This window comes from Paenibacillus sp. FSL R5-0470, assembly GCF_037975205.1.
Lineage (GTDB): Bacteria > Bacillota > Bacilli > Paenibacillales > Paenibacillaceae > Paenibacillus_AQ.
In genome coordinates, this window is the sequence record NZ_CP150238.1 from 5,768,267 (window position 1) to 5,789,009 (window position 20,743).

Below are 20,743 nucleotides of genomic sequence, written 5' to 3' on the forward strand. Positions count from 1 at the left end.
TATTCTTTAAGTGAAGCAAAATGTCATGCAGAAGTCAAACTTATTCTCTCATACGAACACGCGCAGGCTGCAATTTCATCAGCGGATGGAGCAATTTTTGCAATGCACGCGGATAACTGGAGATTTCCTGTTTAGTAAGCACACCCAGTACAATTAGCATGACCAGATAAATAACAACAACTGCGGCCCCTACAACAAGACAAGTGATCAGAAATGCCAGACGTGCAGGCATTAGATCTGTTAACAGAATTCCAGCTTGGTTAAGTCCAAAACCAATACCACCGGACACCAGAACCGCAATTGCGAAGCCGCCCCACCGTTTACCCATAATTTCGAAAGGTACAATGGATTTCAGCATCCGTAAGTTAAGAATAGTAATAACTACGAAACAAAGTGCTGTTGCGCCGATAATCCCGTAGATCCCAAATATCTTACTTAGTAAGAAGCTTGCGACTAATTTAACAATAATACCCACTAGGACATAATACATTGAAATGCGTGATTTGCCCATACCGAGCAAGATGGAGTTCGTTGTCATCATGGTGATCTGAAAGATCGTTCCAATCGTAAGCATCGCCACAATTCCGCTTCCGTCCAAGCTGCTGAACAATAACCCGTTTACAGAATAGGCTGCTGCCACAAGTGCCAACACAATTGGCATCCCTGTTAGGATAGAAATCCGCAAAGCAAGTGTAATTTGCTTCTTCAAGTGTCCCTCATCACGACGGGCATAGGCAGCTGAAATGATCGGAATCAGCGAGGTACCTAGCGCAATGGCTAGTACCGGCGGAATTCCGGCCACACTTTGAGCACGCGTGGTTAGTATACCCAAAGCTGCTGTTGCACTCTCTCTACCCATCTGATCAATAAGCAGTGGAACAGCCAAAGAAGTATCAATCACATTCACTACGGGAATCGTAAGTGAAGAGAGCACGATCGGAATTGATAGTGTGAAAATATCTTTGTAAATTCCCCAAATCGGCAATTTTTGAGTGGTATTGTAATTTAATCCTTGCTGTTTATCCTCTCGGCGCAGCTTGATTGCAAAATAAATCATGACACCAAATGCTGCAATACTACCAATTACGCTACCGAAGGATGCTCCCGCAGCTATAGTTGTATTGTTATACCCCTGCTGTAATAGAATATAAGCTAGTAAAATAGCGACTAGTACGCGAGCGAACTGCTCTACAATCTGTGAAATACCACCAGCCATCATGTTGTTGCGTCCTTGAAAATATCCACGCATCATGGCAATTGCCGGAAAAAGTAAAAGCGCAGGTGCAATAGCCCTAACTGCCATCGCTGATTCAGGTACATCAGCAATATGTGTCGCATAGAACGGAGCGCCTATGTACAGCAAGGCCGTCATGATTACCCCTGCTGCTACTGAAAATAGCAATGCTGCATGATACACTTGTCTCGCCTCTTCAGGACGATTCAGAGCGTACCGCTCGGAGACCATTTTACTGAGCGTACTTGGAATACCTGCTGTAGCCACGGTGAGCAGCATTAAATAGATATTGTTCGATACCCCAAATGATGCTCTCCCCACATCATCAAAAATATGATCCAGCGGCACCCGCTGAACAAGCCCGAGTACCCTTGCCACCAAAGCTGCAGCAGCAAGGATAAGCGTGCCTTTTACGAAAGACTCTTTCTTGGACAAACCATTTCCCCTTCTTCACTGTTAAAATTAAAACCGGACGACCCATATAAAAAAGAGGACGACCATAATAATTTGTAGCACAATTTTGACAACAGTACTACTAAACAACCCAAGTATTGATCCTACACTTACTTTGGCAGCTTTAGCTGGTGAAGAACCTACGATCAATTCTCCTATAAAGGCACCCAGAAACGGACCAATAATAAGTCCAAAGGCTGGGATTACAAAAGGACCAATGATTAGCCCAATTGTACTCCCGATAATCGATGAACGTGAGCCGCCAAATTTCTTAACGCCCCACGCCCCTACAACGTAATCAGCAATAAATAAAACTACAACGATCAGCGTTTGAATGATCCAGAACCAGACACCAAAAGGCTCGAAAGAAAAGAACCAGCCATATACGAAAAAGGCAAGATAAATCGCAAGCGCACCCGGCAGTATAGGGTACACAGCCCCCGCTAGCCCTACGGCAAATAAAGCAATAATAAGAATCCAACCCAGGATCGTCAACACTTAACCTCCTAATAGCAAATATGCTCTATGGATTCACTTCGCAATTGCTTCATTAAAAATGTATTTTTGAATGACTTCTGCAATTCCATCATTATTATTAGAAGCCACCACAACGTCAGCCTCTTCTTTAACCGTCTCCTGAGCGTTGCCCATGGCAACCCCAAGCCCTGACTGCTGAATCGCTGCAAGGTCATTGAGGCTGTCACCAACCGCTATAACTTGGGACATGTCTAGTCCTAGCAGCTTACAGACTTCCATGATTCCGGCTGCTTTATTCACTCCTAGAGGGTTAATCTCCAGGTTATGTGGAGAGGAGTTCGTAATCTCCAATCCACCCATATCTTGAAGACGAAGCAGCAGCTTATGACGAAGCTCATCATCTTCAGTGTGATAACCGAATTTAAGCCATTCTCTGCCCGTTACATCCCCATCCCAGTTATCCTGTTTGTGGACTTTTTCCGTAGAATAGGCCCAGAACCAGATGTCATCTTCTTTAGCAAGTTCATACATTTGTTGTACCAGCATAGGATCCATCAGTGATCGCCGATAAATTTCATGTGGTGCTCGCCATATCTCACTACCGTTCACAGTAATCATAGGTGTTTCTAGTCCAAGCTGCTCTGCATATGGAAATGCACTTGTAAAAGCTCGGCCTGTCGACAGACAGACATGAACGCCTGCGTCGACCGCCTTTTGAAGCCATTTCACCGTTGTAGGTGTAATAATCTGTTCATCATTCAGTAGGGTTCCATCCATATCCAAAGCAAGCAGGCGGTATTTGGCAGTCATTGCCACCCCTCCATTCTTTTATGCTCTCAATAGAGCAGCTGTTTATTTTTTAATCATTATTCACCTTAGAGTCAAGTTACTGAGTACCTGTAGTCGTTCCTTCATTCGCAGGATCATTCGTATTATTACCTGACTGTAGACTCTTCTTCGGAACGCCATCAAGTCCATATTCCCAATCATAAGCATCAAAAATTTTACGTGCGACCGGCGCGGCACTCTGGGAACCAAAGCCTCCTTCTGGAATAACTACGGCTACTGCCAGCTTAGGATTATTTCGTGGGGCATAGGCAATAAATACACCGTTATCGCGAATTTGACCTTTTGCCACTTGTTGAGATGTTCCCGTCTTACGAGCAAAATCATAAGGGAAATCAGAAAAAGCCGAAACTTTACTATTCATACCACGTTGTATTGCTTTCCAGTAGGATTTATCGAAGGATGTTACTTTATTTAGCACTTCACGACCGAACTCCTTGACTACTTTTCCGTCAGAATCTGTAATCTTACTAACCAGCTGAGGTTTAATACGCTCTCCCTCATTAGCAAGTGTAGCTACGTATTGCGCAAGCTGCAACACCGTATAGCTACCTTGTTGGCCGAAAGAAGCATACACAAGCGCCGCTTGGGCACTACCCGCAGCCTCTATATTGGTATAGTTAATCTGTCCTAAGAATTCATTTGGCAGACCACTTCCCGTGGATACACCAAGGCCAAACTCTTTCATATACTTATCCCAGACATCTATCCCCTTGCTTTTATACTTCTCATACAATCTTTTACCGACCATATCAACCATGAACGCATTAGAGGATACCTCAATCGCATCTGCTGGATACAAAGGTCCATACACATGTCCTCCAGAGTTTCTTACCTTAGTTTCATGACCTGTTTTACCAAAAGTTGCAAACCCTCTATCCGGATAGTTGGTTGATGGTGAGAATAATCCTTCATTTAGACCCACGAGTACACTCAAAGGTTTAATCGTTGAACCAAGAAGCAGCACAGATCTTAATCCATTCCCAGAAGTTCCTGAAGAAATCGGATTAATAGTACCGTTCTGATAGTTGTCCATAATACTGTTCCAGACATCTGTGGACAAGGAGCCAGATGTCCATATATTCGTATCGTAGTCCGGCATACTCGCCATGCTAACGATATTCCCCGTGTCGACTTCCATTGCTACAGCGTAACCAGTTAAAGCATTAGGATGCGTTTTTCCCTGTACAGGATTGGAATGCAGCCACTTAATCTGATCCATAATCGCCTGCTCAGTCTTCATCTGAATATTCTTATTAATGGTTGTCCAGACGTCATTGCCTTTCACAGGAGGGACTACACGTTCGACTTTCTCTGCCATGTTCTGCGGATTGACGGAGATTTCCTGATAGCCATTTTGTCCCCGAAGCTCTCTCTGGTACTGCAGCTCCAGGCCATCAAATCCGACAAATTCGTCGTCTTTGTAAGTTAGTCCTGGCTCCGGATTGTTCTTCATAGCATTTAAGATATTCTTATAAATATTAAGACTGTTTGCTGATTTAAATGGCTTGATATAACCTATCGTCTGTACGGCAACCGTATCTTTATCGTAATGACGAATGCTTTCCTCGACAATTTCAAGGCCTGGGTAGTCACCCTTATGTTCCATGAAATAGGCTACTTCCTGAGTAGTCAGGTCAGCCTTAATTCGCCGTGCCATAAAGCCAAGTGATTTACGGAAATATAAATCCAGTGCCTCTATCACTTCTTCTTCTGTCATCTTCTCAGCTTTTGGATCACCATATTTATTGAAATCAGCTACCAGCTTGGCTGCCAATGCATCTGACTTGGCTTTAGCCTCTGGAGTCAGGGTAGTTTTACCGGTCATTTTATCTGTTTGCTTAGCGGTATACTCCTTATTGAGCGTAATATACAGCGATTGAACCGGCGTAGAGTACGCTAACTTCTCACCTTCAGCAGCATAAATTACACCTCTCATGGATGCAAGGGGTACATTTTTGGTATCTCTGCTTGTTTCCACTTCAGTTAAAGTTGGTCCTTCCACGAATTGCAACACAGCCAGGCGTATAATAATTATGCAAAATATAACAAACGTGCTAAAGAAAAACACATTGAGTCGCAGGCCTATGGAGCTTTTACTATAACTATCGTCAGAAGACGAGCTTTGCTTACGAAACATTCTCAATTAATATGAACCCCTTTCGTTCAAAAAATCAATTTCAATTTCAATGTTCCACTACCATACCGATATCCTGTTTCCATCATAAATATATTCAATAAAAACACCTGCTTTATAATGTTTACGATGGTGGCGCTGAAACGTTTTATTCGATAATGGGACCTTCTATTTTTCGTCAGTCCCTCAGTATTTATAGTGGTTTATAATTTCCTTTTTCCGATTTATAGTCCTTTCTCATCGCTTCAAGGTGCTATATAAAGCGAGGTGCTGTGTCATTTAACAGGTTTATTTATACCAACATCCAACCCACTATGGCTACTTTATAGTTAATTGAATAGTCATTCCAAGATGAGTAGGATCCTAGATCCTTTTTCGAATATCCTGCAGACTTGTTTATTACGTAACCGCGAATATAAAACCTATCCGCAATGCGAATCACAATTTGAAAGCATTTGCTGATCCGGGGTATGAAATGCTGTGCTAAATCTATAATACCTCATCTTGAGCAGATCTAACATTGATTCACCTTTTTAGATTTTGGTTGCCAATATTATAATCATGTCCTTCTTTGATAGCAAAACATTTAAAACCCTAATGCTAGATCGATCATTTTTGACTTTGTACCAAATATGCTTCTCGAACGGAACAACATCTTTATCCAAGCTCTCTAAAGTGCACCAGGTGGTTGCTGTATCCGAGCACTACGTACGGCGGTCAACCATGTACTTGTTCGACAATTTGTGAATCAGAGACCAGTAGCCTATTGGGTCCGACAAATTTCGATTCGACTCGCACGTGGAGTAGCATTTTTTTGTTAACTAAGCGAAATGGCTTCCATATAAAGTTCTTCAACAGAGATGGAATAAATGTTTTGAATCTCTAACTTAGGTAGGCTAAGCATTTCATAGATTTAGTTCAATCTGTATTCCTTTTTGTTGTTATGTGAGTCTTATAACAATACAGGAATTACAAAATTCTCTATTCCCATCTTTATTTTGTCAAGAGATGATTATGGCTTTGATCCTGATTTATTGTAACATAGAATAGGATCAAAGCATCCCATGTTGAACATGTCCATCTTCATACAAATATTATAATCTTATTTGGTTCAAACGGTTCTATCCCCCCTCTATTCGCAAGAGAAACCATTAACTTAATTATTTCGAAATCATTGCTGTCGAGTTATCAAAGTTAGAGTCGTGTTTGTATAAGTTTCGTCGAATGAATAAATAAACCTTTTTGAAGAAATTATTGTTTACCACAAACCATAATTTCAAAGATAAAGGCGCTGTCCTACTACTATGGTATCCTCTACCTGCCTATCATCAAGTTCATTTTAGCTCTGAATATAGAGTTTTCCAAGCTTTAGTTGGGTCAACTGTTTACCCGTGTATATGGCATCATACTCTACACCGGTCGTAAGAATATCACAAAAATCCAACAAGCGACTAAGGGGAAGCCTAACCTAAGCAACACCACCAATTTTTCGAATCACTCCCCTTAGTGCGTTAATCGTATGCACAGATGATGAAACCATTTCGGGCCAAACATATTAAACGCGGGAAAACCGGAAACGTTTTTTTCATCGTCGATAACACGTGCTACAAGAAGGACAAGTCTACCCAGAAGATGGAGGCTTCAAGCTTCCAATATTCCCATGAAGCCGGGACTCCCATCCTTTACGTTACTGGGGGTAATCTTCATAGTCCACACGGCTCAGCCGTGTCAACAGGTCGTCTTGTTTCAATGTTTCCTCTAACCCGAACGACAAATTCGCCTCCTCACCAGATATACCGATTCCAACTTAATTCCTGTCTTTAGCTTCCGGTTCAAATTTACGACAGGCTTAGCATATCTTTAAGATAATGGTACTGACATTACTGGTAAGGAATATCTGACCAGAGTTCTGACATGGCCAGACGGATAGAATGCTGCCCATCACTGAGCAGACCGATAATTGGAAAGCCGAACTGTTCAATGGGCTTTAATAGACGTTTTAGCTCCTCAGCACTCCCACTTTTGAGGTTTTGCGCAGCGAGAATGCTACCGCTAAATCTTTCGCGTACCAAGTACAACGTTTCATTTCCTTTTTAGGGTTCTACGCCATCCATGGAAAGCAATAATCCTCAGTGCTTCCGAACCACTTCGACTAATGTCTCACCAAAATGGTCGTCATTGAAGCACGATGTAATGCCAAATATCGCTCATATAGCCGTTCGCAGTTTCTCTCGGAGGTAACGACTCCCCGGCTATTCAGTTCCTAATGGAGTTCGGAAAGCGTGTAATATCGTTTAAAGCGGAGTTCACCAACGAGAGCAAGTATGTCAAACCCATAGGAAGTATATTTCATGCCAAGCGCATCATCTTCGACAGAACGGTAATACGGCTTAGGATAGGAGCAATCAGAATGAGGACTGGCATAGGCCATATTCCAAACCTCGAAGTTTCCTTTAAGGGTGTCTACATATTTATGCCAAGCCGTATGATGTCGCTTCAGTTTTGTTCCACAGTGCAGACATTGCCGCAGTTTACTATGAAGATACAGCCTCTTTTTTGGGGTAATCCGGTTCTTTGTTGAAGGTATATCTACCTCTTCCTTCCTTACCTTTTATTATCCTGAAGTAAAATTTAATTACATTTGTTAGAAGAAAAAGAATACCTAGAAAAAATGTTGTTTTTTAAACAAAAAAGTAATATTATGGATCAGAAGAGAAAAATATTCATTTTTTACAATAAACATAAAAGGAGATGAGAGATGATAATATCTATTTAACAGCTTTAAAAATTTTATTATTAGTCTCTTTGTGACTCTATAAAAATAAAATAATAACTCGCTAATGAGAAGGCTAAAATTAATAGAATTTACTTAGGAGACAAAGTTCTCCTCACATTTATCCAATTTCCAACCAATGTTTATGTCATCTATTTAAATTATGATATTGGTAGTATGAGTCTTTAAAACTGTGTTTAGGATTAAATCGAATAATTATAATTATTCTTAAGCCACAATTCGTGAATATTGATATTCGCTACGTTAGAACGAAACCTTCTGCGCCATAATAAATCATTTGATTTTTCATACTTACAAAAAATCTATGAAGACGGAAAGGCGGCAAATAATTATGAAAAAAAACTATTCTTTTTTAACTTTATCCTTGCTAATTTTGATTTCTTTAATCTCTCCTAGTTCAACTTTTGCTGCTACAAAGTCCCCAGAAGAACAGATTTCCCGAACAATTGAAAATTTTTACACAAGTTTAAATACACAAGACAAAGAACTCTATTTGACTGTTATCGCCAATTCTTCTAAACCTGAATTTATTTACGCTGCTGATCATTTAGTGCCTACTCAAATTAATTACACGATTATAAATTTAGAAAAAATAGCAGAAACAAAGTATATAGCAAATATTCTTGTTGAAAAAAACGGGACTTCGTATCCTTTATTCCCTTATGAAGTTCAACTTGAGCAAGATGGTCTATGGAAAATTAATACTAACTCTTTTTTAGTAACTCCTAAAGTTAATTCTGAAGGAATTTCATCGGATGCAATCTTTAGTGAAAATGATTCATTTATAGTTCAAAGAAACGATAATAATAGCGAAGAATTAGCTGCTCGAGGAACTTTGTCATACAGTTTCAATGAATACTCAACTCACATCTGGCTAGCTGGTTCAGGTACTGTTTATGTCTTTCCTTCTCCATCCGATGTAGATGTGGTTATAACAATTTATGGAGTGTCAAGTGAATATCCACTGTACTCAGATGTTGAATATGTTAACCCAGCTCGAACAGGAAGCAATTATGCCACTTTTTCTCAGTTGTTACATGGTTATTATTTCTTCAACGCAGTTCCTACTGTTAGTGTACCAGGATATTATATGGTATCCTATTAAGACTCATATATTAAGTAAATGAGCACAATCAGTTAATCTGATTGTGTTCTTTCCCCCATGGCGTTATCTTCAGGGTGAACTCATGAACGTAAGCCATTGTGCGCCTATTAGTCACGGGCATACAGTTGACGCTCTTTTCTAGGAATGCATCGGGAGAAAAAAAACGAAGTCACTTCATAACCACAGTCGACTAGCTGCGCTGAACTCTTAGGTGTCAGCATAAATCACTGCGACTAGTACTGGACTTCTTAAATCGGAAGAACTAAACCGAAATGAGAGAGTACCCGACGACAGGAGGAGAGCCTTATGACCGCTGTTAAATCCATAGTGAGATTTCCCGATTTTGCCGGCAGTTGATTATCTGCCATAATGCCGTGAGTCTCTACGATATGGAGGCCTCGCCCAAACAATAAGAGTTTGTGCACCAGGTGTTTTGAGAAGAGCTTGCACGATTATCTTGTCCACCCGCATTTCAAAGTTGAGTCTCTTGGTGACCCGTCTAATTTTCTTCCGATGGACCGGGAGTAAGCGCAACTGCTTATTCAAGTGATCGCCTCAGACAAAACACACAACGATCTCTCAATCCAATATGGCCTCACTATCAATTGCAGCTATAACACCCTCTGTTATCTCCACAAATCATTAAATTATTTCATTTTGATGCCGGTAAACCATCTACTTTTAGTTCCGCTATACGTTAATCTGACTCAAACGGAACATTTACTTCATCTAACAATATTGGATCAGTAATCATTTTAATTCCCCAATATAAAGTAACAAACTCTAAGTCTGATTGATATCGGTCAATGGTGGTAACTATTGAAAACTTATATGCAATTGTGCATCTCAATTATATCCTTAAAATAAAAAAACGAGTAGAAGGGGGAATATACTATCTCTCTTCTACTCGTTTTTTATTCAATATACCATTAAATGGTATCAAAAAGAAGTAGACAAATAACCGCCCATTTCTTCTAACGAAGGCCTAATCCTCACCATGATTAAAGGTGTTATTTTAACGTGACTAACAATATACAAAACGAAGACAATAGGAGCTATTAGTAAACTAGCAATTGTTAAACTATAATTATTTTCTTCTTCATCATTGATACATTACCTTTACTTTTAAAATATTGTAATGATTTATATTAGATATTTCTCATTTTTGATAGTTGTTCATCACATTAATAAAAATTCGAACTCATTGCTTAATTCTTCTTAGTTTTATTAGTACTGCATAAGTTTAAAAATTAGATTTTTTGTCGATTTAAGGCTAATTTTCGAAAATAGTTGGTATTCGTTAAAATATAAAAAAACTTATTTCAATTTTCTCTTAAAGTTATGAATGATCTCATCAACATTTATATTATATTTATTGGCTACTTTCAAAATATATAAGAGTCCAGTCATCCTCTCTTCTTTTCGTTGTTCAATAAAGATTACATACTTATCAATAACAGAAATATCGCCGCTCAACAACAAATTCGAAATGAAATTTTAGCCTCTGATCGTTCAGGAACTTGTTTTTCTAATTCTCTACATCTTCCCCTTGCTCAATCACCCAACTTAATCAGCAAAAGCATATCTGTAGGAATCGAATATAACGTCTTAATTTTTCTGAAACCTGCACTACACTTTTTCCGATATAATTTTGCAATACTTTCTTTTTTAATAATCAAAAAAAATGTTGATATTTATCATATCTCATCTAATTATTTACAGAGAGATCTATATATTAGAACTACCTGCTATAAAAAGAGAGTTGCATTTAGAGTACTTGCATATAAAACTTGTTAGAGTCCAATAAGTTTTAATTAGCTCTTTAAGTGTATAATATTGGAAATAAAAAACTTATCCCCGATTCCCGGGATATTCTTTATGAGTTCAATCTCTGGAAGACACAATAGAGCGAGAAGCCTGGCTGCTACAAAAAGAATATTGCCGACCAACTCGTTGTACCTTACGAAACCTTACGACAACAGATGCCGATCTCACCTGAGTGGGATGTGAAATGAAACAGTGAAGGTAAAAATTTGAATTGGTATGGCTACAAAGGTAACCTCGTAGTGGCAACACAAAGCCAATATATTCTTGGTGCGCTGCTTTCATCTGGATGCGTGAATGACGCAAAGGCTGCAATTCTTCCGTTAAAGGGGCTACAAGCACCATCCGACCTACAATTTAAGCTACGCAACGACGGATACAGGATACGAGTCGATTTACGAAGAAGTTCGCAAGTCGAAAGCTCATGCCATCACTGCATACAACCGTAGGCGTGAACCTGAGATGGAAGGCTTTGAAGTGCATTTCACACCTACGGGAACATTCTTACCGCTACGACAGTTGCGATCCAAAATATGAAGCGCTTAAATACGTCAGACCGAAATAATGTGATAGCTGTCCCTAGGCTCATGACTCCCTATGTCAAAAAGTTTATAAAGTAACAACAGATCTGAGAAAATACGTAATACTGGTTTGACATCTGAACATTCCTTTGTTGTTTGGTCGAACTTACAACATTATAGAAACTGCAGATATTTTTTCATAGATACCCTTAACTCATTTTGTCAAACACTGCTTTTTGTTTTGAGTCGTTTTAATCAGTGAAAAATATACTAAAAAAGGAAATACCCCTTAACATACGAACTTATGTTTGGTATAATGAACAGACCTAGTCAGATCCGGTATCACTAAAAAAAGGAGGATCACCAAAACATGTTGATCTATGAAAACCAAATTTCCAATTTCCCCTTCACTTTACTAGAGAATCAATTCCCAATTGATGTATATCAGCATATTAAAATGTTTTTGGAAGCAAGTCCAACATCTACATTTCATTTTAAAATCGAAGACAAGGCCCCAACCTATAATATTTATCTAGTTGAACAAAATGATGCCGAATTGTACACGGTATGTCATTTTTTTTCGTACGATCAAATCGGGAAGGATTACCTATACCAGAATCTTACCTTGGAGCAGATACATTTCCTTGGAGAATTTATTTCGAATTTATCTATTGTTTAAGTGTCTCTTCTTTTTCTTTTTCTATGCGTTCGTATTCTTCTTCTATGGTTTGCGATAACAATTCGGTAGCCGTCATATTTAACTTTTTCGCGGCTTCCGCAAGTTGTTTTTTAATGTATGCCGGCACATCATAATGAAATTTCACCTTATTACCGTATGCCAATGTTACTCCTCCAATCTGATAACTTCTTGATATTTTTTTTCAATAATACGTATCAGTAGCTGTGTAGCTGAAATTTCCTGTAGAGCAGCCGCTTTAATTAACTTTTCCTTTATTTCCGGCTGAAACTCATAAGGTAATTTCAGTTTTGGTTCCGCCATACGGCCATCTAGAGTTTTTTCTGCCTCTAAAGCAAGTCCCACTAACGTTTCTAACGAAGATTCACTAGAGACCTCTCTACCGTACTTAGGTAATACCCGAATGAGATATTGCTTCAATGATCTTTGGATTTCTTCAGGAATATCAACGTGCAAAACTTCATCTTCAATTCTAAGTTTACAATCAACATTGTACCCAAAAAAATTAATGGAATATTTCATCTTTGCCCTCCTTATCACCTTTAGTTATTATATAGTGATTCGTTACGCCATACAATATGTATTCTATTTTAAATATCCTTTTAAAATCGAATTCGATCCATGTGGTTTTACATAAAACATCTTATCTGTTCATATTCAAATTTGACCCATAGCTGCTTCTTAAATACATTAGTTTCATCAAAATCATTCACTTACAAAGCTGTACCGTTATTAGAGATCAAAAACCATCTATTCTTCTCATAATTATTCATAACTTAATTGTTTTCATATCAGTTCTCCTTTTTAATTATTGTATCTTACTAGATTATTGCGAAAAACTTGCTGTCGAGTTATCAAAGTTAGAATCGTGAATGTAGAAGTTTCATCGATTGAACAATAAAAGAAGGACATCTACCTTTTGAAGAAGTTGTCGCTTATCACGCCCACAAATTCCAAGATAAAGGAGATGTCCTCTAGTATCCTCTACCTACCCATCGTCAAGTTCATTTTAGCCCTGAATTAAAAGTTTTCCCAAGCCGCAGTTGGGTCATCAGTTTACCCTGGTCCATGGCATCATACTCTGTGCTGCTCGGAAGAATAAAACAAAAGTCCAGCAAGCAACCAAGGGGAACCACGTGCCTTTCATTTGTCCGCTTGAATGAGGGTATTTACACCCTCCAGTAACCCGTTTTTGAGTTTGGAAGTAACGATCGTAATATTTCTCGAACGTCTTGGTGACTTCAACCATCGCCTCTAAATGGTAATGTAGTCCCCAGTTAATTCAGACTTTTAGTACCAGAGGAGCAATTGCAACAAGGTAACGAGAAATTCCTCGCAAGCAAATTTTCATTCGGTAGGCTTTTGCTCGTTATTCAGATTCTCTTCGTTTTAGAGCCACATGTATCGTGTATCTTATAGATCTGCACACGATTTCCGCTCGCTACTGCGGACTACATCATTAGCTAATTTAACACATGAAATTTATCGAAGGTAATGGATGCATGTGAAAAATATTGCGTAGTCCCATTAATAATTACTGGTGACATATCCATACATAGTTCCTATATGCGGGAGACATCACCGCTATGGGTTTTCCAGATGCTCCCTACAGATAAATAAGGTAATCGAATCTTTGCCTTTTGTAGCGCAGATGACATACTTTTTCTCGGTATTCATGAAAAGGTGACATAGATTTGCCGCGTTTGGATTAGTTTTCATCCATTCTGATTTTTGTGAAATGCGAGCGATCTTGTGCGGCAATGGCATGTTCAACGTAATAATGCAGAATTCTCTACAACCGCGTATCATGTTCTTGAATCAGTCGGCTAATCGCGTTCATCAGAATGCCCTTTGGCAAGAGACATGGTTAATGCATCGAAATGAATCGTGAAGTTAGATCGTGACTTAATCGCTCAAGGGACATTGACAGGCAGGATATTTTAACAGGTGTTGCATCTTGTTCTGGGCAACTCTGCATGGATATAACAATGTTGTTCAAAGAAGTTGAGATGTGTGCCATCTGCGATTAGATCGGTTGATGAGCAGTGCCACATCCAGAACAAGTAAGTAAACCGCGCTTTTGTAGACGACATACACGTCCAATTGTTTGTTTTTCAAGCTAAACTCAACTCGATAAATGTACCAAGTTTCTGGAATATAAAGTGATTCTCTGAGATGGTCTTCTTCAATCTGGTTTAGAAACATATGAAAATACCCCATCCACTGTAATATTAATCACAGTATTAACGAGGGCTAGTTCATTGAAAATAGCGATGAAGCAATTAATCTGCATTAGAAAGATGTTTTTTCCTGCTTTTTAGCATTCCCACACCTATATATTTACTACAATTGCCAACTCACTGATTATATTTTGCAACAAAGTAGAGCCGCAATCCTAATAATACGGATCGCGGCTCCTGTTTAGCGATAAAGTTGTTCTTTAATAAAGACAATGCTCCTAATCAGAGCGACGGTCACAAAAATGGAACCATTAAAGAATAAACAACTTCGTTTACTCATATATGCACCGTTAATCAGTAGGCGGTTTACAGAAATAATGATTAAAAAATATGTGGCGCAAGCTAATATGGTGACCAAGAGTAAAACAATGAAAAATTGCTCCTCACCTTCGTCAAATCTGTTAATACCCAATAAAGCGCCTGTATAGTAAAAGATTGATACTAATAGAAATAGAACCCAATGGAAATAGTATGCTAAAATTGAATGAACTAATCCACTAAATATTAATAATTTAGTTTTCTTCATAAGTTCACTCCTATGCTAGTTTTAATGCTCTCTTACAAGTTTATTATATTTTTCAAAAACTTGATAGTACTGATATACCTGATTTCCATATACTGTTGCAGCATCACTGGTTCCATTATATCTAGATAGAACCTTTTTAGTTTCTGACTCAGTATATCCGTAGTAATCAGTGTCTAGTCCTACTAGATTGGCGGCATGTAGTAAAACAAATGCTGAATTCCTTAGGTTAAAATTAATATTATTGTGTAACTCATTCCAGATAAACATCATATGTTTCCAGTTACCCAGATCATATGTTGAACCACCTGTGAGAATTCCTTGACTTACTGCATAATTAATGGCTTTAATAGCTGTCTGAGCGAATATTTGTGCATATCCTGTACTACTGTCGGTCGTTACTATTAAAGGCATGGTTGGAATCGGAGTCACAGCCTGAACCAATGGAGGTAGTGCTTCCCAAGCTTCAAGTGCTACTTTGTAATTATAATAATTAGTTACCGCAGTATCAGCCGCTAAATCAAGATTCCAATCTTCATAACTCAATTCCCTCATAAGAACTGACTGAATTAAAGCCTTTCTAAAGCCATAGGTTTGGCTTAATTCTGTGAATAGTTCATCATATTCAATGACAATTTCCATAGCTGCCTCTGGCGACCTCTTAGCTTTTAAATCCTGAAACAAACTCAGATGTTCTTTAACTAGTGCTGTAACTTCGTCTTTAACGGGCACCAGATAATCGCTTAATAAGTAGCCTTCCTCATTGGTATTTGGTCTAATAATTCTAGAGACACCCAGATCCTTTCCAGATTGGATATTGTTATCAATTTCAATAGCTCCATCCCCACTACCTATTGTAATGGTAGAAATTTGATCAAAGGCCCAGTTAACAGGAAGAGGATATCCAAGATTCCCACTAAATTTTGTAGACATATCACTAACAAAACTGGAGACAGCACTATTATCAGTATATACACGACTACAAACATTTCTAGGTCCATAGATACCGATCTTATATTTATTACCCAAAGCCCTCATTTTATTATTCACTGCTCGGAAATAAGGAATAATATGGCTTGTTACTTCGCCATCTACAGCATCAAAATCTACAGCAAAGTAGATAATAGTATCTTTTTCAAAACCATATTTACTGGCAGCGACATAAGCATCCCGCGCATCTTGAGTCCCTTGAGCTACATTGAAGTGTGCTAAACCATCTCCAGATCGTTGATAAATAGGATAAACATTAATTCCTGCATTAAATATGATATCAAGTTCACCATCTTTAATCCTTTTCCAATCGCGGACGAGATATCTACCAATTGCTTTGTATCCATTCTGTTTTAGAGTTTGAGCTTTTTGCGGTGTTATCGTAGTAACACAATCACATGCGGTTCCCTTTCGTGTTTTATCTCCGGTACTTACCAGTAGCGATGCCCAAGTCTGTTTTCCAGCAACTCCATCAGCCGTTAATTTAACAAAAGCTTGAAAATCAGTAACAGCTTTCTTCGCACCAGTTCCATACTTACCATCGAATCCGTTTGGACTATATCCGTTAACATATAGAGAAAATTGAAGCAATAAAATAAATGGTGTCAGCGTGCTCCCAGTTTGTATCGTTGGCAATAGAGAAAGACTTGTTGGACCTAACACACCATCTGGAGTAGTCTGGCCTTGTTCAATCTGTATGGCTTGAATAATTGCTTTATTTGTATCTTTTGTGTAGTTTCCATCGGTTGGAATAAGCCCAATTTTGCTGGAATAGTTACGATTCAACATCTGCTGAATTACACGAACTTGAGGATCACCATTTCCTAGTACATAACCATCCATATTTAGCAAAGCTTTTAAAATCATAGGCGTTGTAGTACCATCCGGAGCTAACAATCCTGCGTCCGTTTTGAAATTTGTAATGGCTTTTGATACTCCGTTACCATAACCACCATCGAATCCGTTAGGATTATAGCCTTTACAATAGAGCGCACCTTGAAGAATAAAAATCAAGTTTCCTTTCAAAGTACTTGTAGATAAGATCGGACAAGCTGCCTGTGTGGAAGGACCGAAATTACCATCTGGCGTTAATCCAATTTCAATCTGTAAGGCTTGTATCAATTTTCTAACTGTACCCCAACCCGTAATCCCATCTTCATCAAGAATTGGGAGATCATAATGTCTTTGGTATGTGATATTCAACCAAATTTGTACCTCTTTTACCATTGCATCCATTTTATTATCCTCCTCATATTTTCGTAGTCTCTCGACTTCGCCGAGGCAGATGGGACAAGGGTTTCCTCGCACCATCAACTTCAGCTTCCTCCTACAATCCGTAGGGTAATTTTTTATTTCAATACCATTTCAAATTGGAAGAAATATTTACTGAATATAGCTATTTACACAAAAAACGCTTAATAGATTACAAATTTATCCAAAATTGCGTAAAGGGGGTGAGCCTACTACTCACGATTGGAGCGTGTTGCACTTGAACCTGTTCTTGTTGATCATTCTGATTACCATGCTTTTGTTCTCCATCAGCTTCGTACTTCTTACGGGCCATTTGTCGTTTTCCTCCATAAAGATTGACCAATCCCCCTCCGATCACAACGCTGCTTAGTGACAATTACTAGAAATTAAGACCCTGAAGCAGGTGACCCTGCATCCCTATTTCGTTCTTGCCTCATCTGTCTCACGGACCAATCCCAAAATGAGAACCACAAAATGGATCAAGGAGATGAAGCACACGCCGATCCATGCCATTCTTAGCAGCCAGCATTGGCACATTCTACGACTTCTTCAGCCGAATTTGGTCTGCTGTAGATAAGAACCTGAAGCCCATGATTTGCTCCTCAGCCATTTTTTTTTCAAAAATGTGATTCTGAAAATTGGTGGACTATGTCCGTTTTTGAAAACGATTTTCATTTTCGTTAATTTCCAGCACTATTTCCCACTTTTTCCTCCACCGCCCCCGAAAACCCTCGCCTAATCCGAGAAAATATTCTCAAAAGTGGTCATCTAGTTATATAAAACAAGATGTCTTATAATATTACGTAACGTTATATTACGAAATATTAATTAGTAAAAAAATATAAGATTACCAACCACCATTAACGGAAAGTGTACTTTTGTGTAATCCACACTCTAGAGCAATTGGAGCGAAACCATTGGTTTTAGTCGCATTAGTTTGTGTGTACATTAAGGTCCTAGTTCCATTTGGCTGTTTAAAATATTTAACAAGCAGCCAATCCTTATGAGAACTATCAGCTTGTCCTTCTGCTATCCAGCAACCTGACCTCCAGAATTTATTACGATTTGAACTGTTTGCCCATCTGGATCAAAAATATTTGTTGAATCTGTGAACAAGTATACTCTCACGATATTGCCGAAAAAATTCCGATATTTAATATGTGACCATTGCAACGATGTTGGATGTTGGAAGTTGACCTGTCATAATGTATACCTCCTGTGGCAAAATTTCGCTACCCGTTGCATTAAGATTAGTATCGACCACGTTATGTGCCACACCTGACTTGTTTACACTAATAGTCATTCATTGCTCCTTGTTTTTTAATTTATAAATACTTAATTTGCTCAGATATTCTAGCAATGATGTGTATCTGGCACTTCATTGCAGAAAAGAAATTGTATCTATATGAATATAGTATTATATAACGTAACAATACGCAATATTTTATTTAGGAAAATTATCAAATATGTAAAAGATTTTAAAAAAAGCGTTAATATAACAGAAAAAAAGAAGAACATTTAGCCTTTTTGAAGAATTTGTTGTTTACCACAAACCACAATTTTTAAGATAAAGGAGATGTCCTACTACTATGGTATCCCTCTACCTGCCCATCATCAAGTTCATTTTCGCTCTGGATTTAGAGTTTTCCAAGTCGCAGTTGGGTCATCTGAGCAACACCACAAACTTATTGAATCATTCCCCTTGGTGCGTTAATCCCATGCAGCGCAGTCGCATGGACACGATGATGAATCGAATTCGAGCCTAACAGATGAGACCCGTGGAAAACCGGAAGGTAGTGTTTTTCATCGTCGATGACACGTGCTGCAAAAATGACAAGTCTACCGTGAATATAGAGGCCTCACGCTTCCAATATCCCTGTGAAGCCCGTAAGTCCGTTTGGTGTCATTGCCTAGTTACGGCTCATGTGGTAGCAAGAGGTTGCTCCTATGCATGGGATTACCTTTACCATCAGGAAGCGTATTGCCAAGTCATTGTTGCTTTTCAAAAGCAACAATGACTTGCATCGAAGCCTTTCCAACCCAAAAGGATGAACAGGACAATGTTCTTATGAACAGCTGGTACATGGGCTAACCGCAAGGGATTGCATGTGATTGCCTTGGTGAAAACCAACCGCCTGATTCGTTCGGCAGGAGTCTGCCTTCCCTAAATGATTTTGCTGAACTGTACATCCGAAAGTCAGCCCTAACTCCGATACCGTGGAGGGGCAGGAGAGGTACTGGGTTTGCCCTTACGAGGAACCAGTCAGCGATATCGAAAACGTCAAGCTCTTGCTGTCCTGGAAAGATGAATACACTGCTTAGAGCAAGGCTCAGGTTTGTCTCTTGTTTACGGATTTGTCTTTAGATCTGTTTCAATTCAGAGGTTACTATCCCTTACGCTAGAACAATGAGATGGGGTACACCTACTTCAAGGATTCCAGTTCCTGACACAGAACTTCCTTTAATCGTAGCGGCAGGAATGGATGTAGCAGCAAGATGAGTTGGAGCTCGATGATATGATGCACTGCTTCGAGAGAAGTATTTTAGACAGATCATCGTATTTGTATATCAACAGTCCCTCGAGAAAAATCATCTTTTCGACATTCTCCAGCTCTCAAGCTGTCTGCCTAATCGCGGAATGACCACTCATACTGCGGGTCTGCCCTTTTTGGCCTTCATCAGGTGAAATTCAATAGACTCAAGAATATTACAAAAAATCAGTATGTTTACAAGTAAGATATTAATTGGTATAATGTTCCTGAAAATACTAAATAACAGGAGGTTTTACTATGAAAAAGTTTTCATCAATATTATTGTCATTTTTGTTCATCTTTACAATCTTCACTTCTAGTGCAAGCGCAGCTACTACAGGAAGCGTCACATCTACAAGGGCTGATAATTCTGCAAAAAGCATTCAAATAACGGGTTCTGGTAAGTATATGAAATTGACTGTCACTTACTCAGGAAGTCTTGGTCCGGATGGTAATTATGGTGGAGATGCTATTTTATATAAAGTAATCGGCACTAATCAAGTGCAAACCATAGCTAATATAGATGTAACACCTAATAATAGAACTCAATCAACAGATGTATGGCTTGATCTTAATGCAACCTATATCCTTCAAGTAGATGTCAACATACTTGCTGCTTCAAACGCTTCGGTAACAGGATCAATTCGTTAAACACTACTCTAATTTTTAATTCATATTAATCTTAAAGGCAAACGCTAACCAAAGTCGGTCAATCACTTAGTTTTTAGATGTTGAAAAACGACCCTTTGCTATAAGTTGTTTCCGGTGCTCGACGAGGTTACTAAAAAAGTCCGTCTAATTTTAAAGGTACTGTCCTTCAAGAATATTAAGAAGGCTGTACCTTTTTTTGACGTGTAATTAAAGTATTAATTACAAGAAGTAAGTGAACTCGGATAATTCAAAAACAACAATCATTGGTTCTAAGTCCTCTCGCAGCTTTGTATGACATCGTCATTCCTAAGACATTATGCTTCGTCAAATCAATGAACTAGTTGATATCCCCTTCATAAATGAGGAACTTTAAGGAAAATATTGCTTGGACAATGGGCGTAACTCAAATAATTCCATTCGCATATTTAAATATTTTATCTGCTGTAGACCTTATCGAGGGTCCTGAGTT

Annotated in this window: 15 protein-coding genes and 1 pseudogene; 4 read left to right on the forward strand and 12 right to left on the reverse strand. The window is 38.7% G+C overall.

Annotation, left to right across the window (positions count from 1 at the left end):
- Positions 1–40 precede the first annotated feature (40 nt).
- The 5 genes from MKY99_RS25495 to MKY99_RS25515 form a co-directional block, all read right to left on the reverse strand.
- Positions 41–1,669 carry a polysaccharide biosynthesis protein gene (locus MKY99_RS25495; protein WP_042191597.1) on the reverse strand — a complete coding sequence of 543 codons (1,629 nt, stop codon included), beginning with the start codon at positions 1,667–1,669 and terminating at the stop codon, positions 41–43.
- A gap of 27 nt (positions 1,670–1,696) precedes the next feature.
- Entirely contained in the window at positions 1,697–2,182 is a 486-nt protein-coding gene (locus MKY99_RS25500; RefSeq protein ID WP_076285251.1) for a DUF456 family protein, read from the reverse strand.
- Between the two features lie 36 nt (positions 2,183–2,218).
- A complete protein-coding gene (locus MKY99_RS25505) occupies positions 2,219–2,974 on the reverse strand; it encodes a Cof-type HAD-IIB family hydrolase (RefSeq protein WP_076285252.1) in 756 nt (251 codons plus the stop codon).
- Between the two features lie 76 nt (positions 2,975–3,050).
- The gene (locus MKY99_RS25510) at positions 3,051–5,150 is read right to left on the reverse strand and encodes a penicillin-binding transpeptidase domain-containing protein (protein ID WP_339271791.1); all 2,100 of its coding nucleotides are present in this window, start codon (positions 5,148–5,150) and stop codon (positions 3,051–3,053) included.
- Between the two features lie 1,877 nt (positions 5,151–7,027).
- A complete protein-coding gene (locus MKY99_RS25515; RefSeq protein ID WP_339267037.1) occupies positions 7,028–7,219 on the reverse strand; it encodes a hypothetical protein in 192 nt (63 codons plus the stop codon).
- 1,053 nt (positions 7,220–8,272) lie between these two features.
- On the opposite strand from MKY99_RS25515, the gene MKY99_RS25520 reads away from it, so the two are divergent.
- The 3 genes and pseudogenes from MKY99_RS25520 (at position 8,273) to MKY99_RS25530 (ending at position 12,070) form a co-directional block, all read left to right on the forward strand.
- Positions 8,273–9,046, forward strand: coding sequence for a hypothetical protein (locus MKY99_RS25520; RefSeq protein WP_339267039.1), 774 nt, complete (start codon positions 8,273–8,275; stop codon positions 9,044–9,046).
- A 1,970-nt stretch (positions 9,047–11,016) separates the two neighbouring features.
- A pseudogene (locus MKY99_RS25525) lies at positions 11,017–11,450 on the forward strand (transposase); the annotation flags it as partial.
- A 311-nt stretch (positions 11,451–11,761) separates the two neighbouring features.
- Positions 11,762–12,070 (forward strand): hypothetical protein, encoded by a 309-nt coding sequence (locus MKY99_RS25530; protein ID WP_339267040.1) that lies wholly within the window; start codon positions 11,762–11,764, stop codon positions 12,068–12,070.
- On the opposite strand, the gene MKY99_RS25535 is transcribed toward MKY99_RS25530, so the two are convergent.
- The 7 genes from MKY99_RS25535 to MKY99_RS25565 form a co-directional block, all read right to left on the reverse strand.
- Positions 12,060–12,233: a hypothetical protein gene (locus MKY99_RS25535; RefSeq protein ID WP_339267042.1), complete on the reverse strand. Its 174-nt coding sequence runs from the start codon at positions 12,231–12,233 to the stop codon at positions 12,060–12,062. The genes MKY99_RS25530 and MKY99_RS25535 overlap by 11 nt on opposite strands.
- Before the next feature lie 2 nt (positions 12,234–12,235).
- On the reverse strand, positions 12,236–12,610 hold the full coding sequence (locus tag MKY99_RS25540) for a hypothetical protein (protein WP_339267044.1): 375 nt from the start codon (positions 12,608–12,610) through the stop codon (positions 12,236–12,238).
- Between the two features lie 1,899 nt (positions 12,611–14,509).
- The gene (locus MKY99_RS25545) at positions 14,510–14,854 is read right to left on the reverse strand and encodes a hypothetical protein (RefSeq protein WP_339267046.1); all 345 of its coding nucleotides are present in this window, start codon (positions 14,852–14,854) and stop codon (positions 14,510–14,512) included.
- A 21-nt stretch (positions 14,855–14,875) separates the two neighbouring features.
- Entirely contained in the window at positions 14,876–17,077 is a 2,202-nt protein-coding gene (locus tag MKY99_RS25550; protein WP_339267048.1) for a glycoside hydrolase domain-containing protein, read from the reverse strand.
- Between the two features lie 187 nt (positions 17,078–17,264).
- Positions 17,265–17,405 (reverse strand): hypothetical protein, encoded by a 141-nt coding sequence (locus MKY99_RS25555; RefSeq protein WP_339267050.1) that lies wholly within the window; start codon positions 17,403–17,405, stop codon positions 17,265–17,267.
- Positions 17,406–18,245: 840 nt separating this feature from the next.
- Entirely contained in the window at positions 18,246–18,395 is a 150-nt protein-coding gene (locus MKY99_RS25560; protein WP_339267052.1) for a hypothetical protein, read from the reverse strand.
- Between the two features lie 1,091 nt (positions 18,396–19,486).
- Positions 19,487–19,648, reverse strand: coding sequence for a hypothetical protein (locus MKY99_RS25565; protein ID WP_339267054.1), 162 nt, complete (start codon positions 19,646–19,648; stop codon positions 19,487–19,489).
- A gap of 233 nt (positions 19,649–19,881) precedes the next feature.
- Between MKY99_RS25565 and MKY99_RS25570 the strand changes: the two genes are divergently transcribed.
- The gene (locus MKY99_RS25570) at positions 19,882–20,274 is read left to right on the forward strand and encodes a hypothetical protein (protein ID WP_339267056.1); all 393 of its coding nucleotides are present in this window, start codon (positions 19,882–19,884) and stop codon (positions 20,272–20,274) included.
- Positions 20,275–20,743: the final 469 nt, after the last annotated feature.

Coding starts and splice junctions, on each gene's coding strand:
- MKY99_RS25505 (WP_076285252.1), bottom strand. CDS start 2,974: ATGACTGCCAAATACCGCCTGCTTGCTTTGGATATGGATGGAACCCTA.
- MKY99_RS25510 (WP_339271791.1), bottom strand. CDS start 5,150: ATGTTTCGTAAGCAAAGCTCGTCTTCTGACGATAGTTATAGTAAAAGC.
- MKY99_RS25520 (WP_339267039.1), top strand. CDS start 8,273: ATGAAAAAAAACTATTCTTTTTTAACTTTATCCTTGCTAATTTTGATT.
- MKY99_RS25530 (WP_339267040.1), top strand. CDS start 11,762: ATGTTGATCTATGAAAACCAAATTTCCAATTTCCCCTTCACTTTACTA.
- MKY99_RS25540 (WP_339267044.1), bottom strand. CDS start 12,610: ATGAAATATTCCATTAATTTTTTTGGGTACAATGTTGATTGTAAACTT.
- MKY99_RS25545 (WP_339267046.1), bottom strand. CDS start 14,854: ATGAAGAAAACTAAATTATTAATATTTAGTGGATTAGTTCATTCAATT.
- MKY99_RS25550 (WP_339267048.1), bottom strand. CDS start 17,077: ATGGATGCAATGGTAAAAGAGGTACAAATTTGGTTGAATATCACATAC.
- MKY99_RS25555 (WP_339267050.1), bottom strand. CDS start 17,405: ATGGCCCGTAAGAAGTACGAAGCTGATGGAGAACAAAAGCATGGTAAT.
- MKY99_RS25560 (WP_339267052.1), bottom strand. CDS start 18,395: ATGACTATTAGTGTAAACAAGTCAGGTGTGGCACATAACGTGGTCGAT.
- MKY99_RS25565 (WP_339267054.1), bottom strand. CDS start 19,648: ATGATCTGTCTAAAATACTTCTCTCGAAGCAGTGCATCATATCATCGA.
- MKY99_RS25570 (WP_339267056.1), top strand. CDS start 19,882: ATGAAAAAGTTTTCATCAATATTATTGTCATTTTTGTTCATCTTTACA.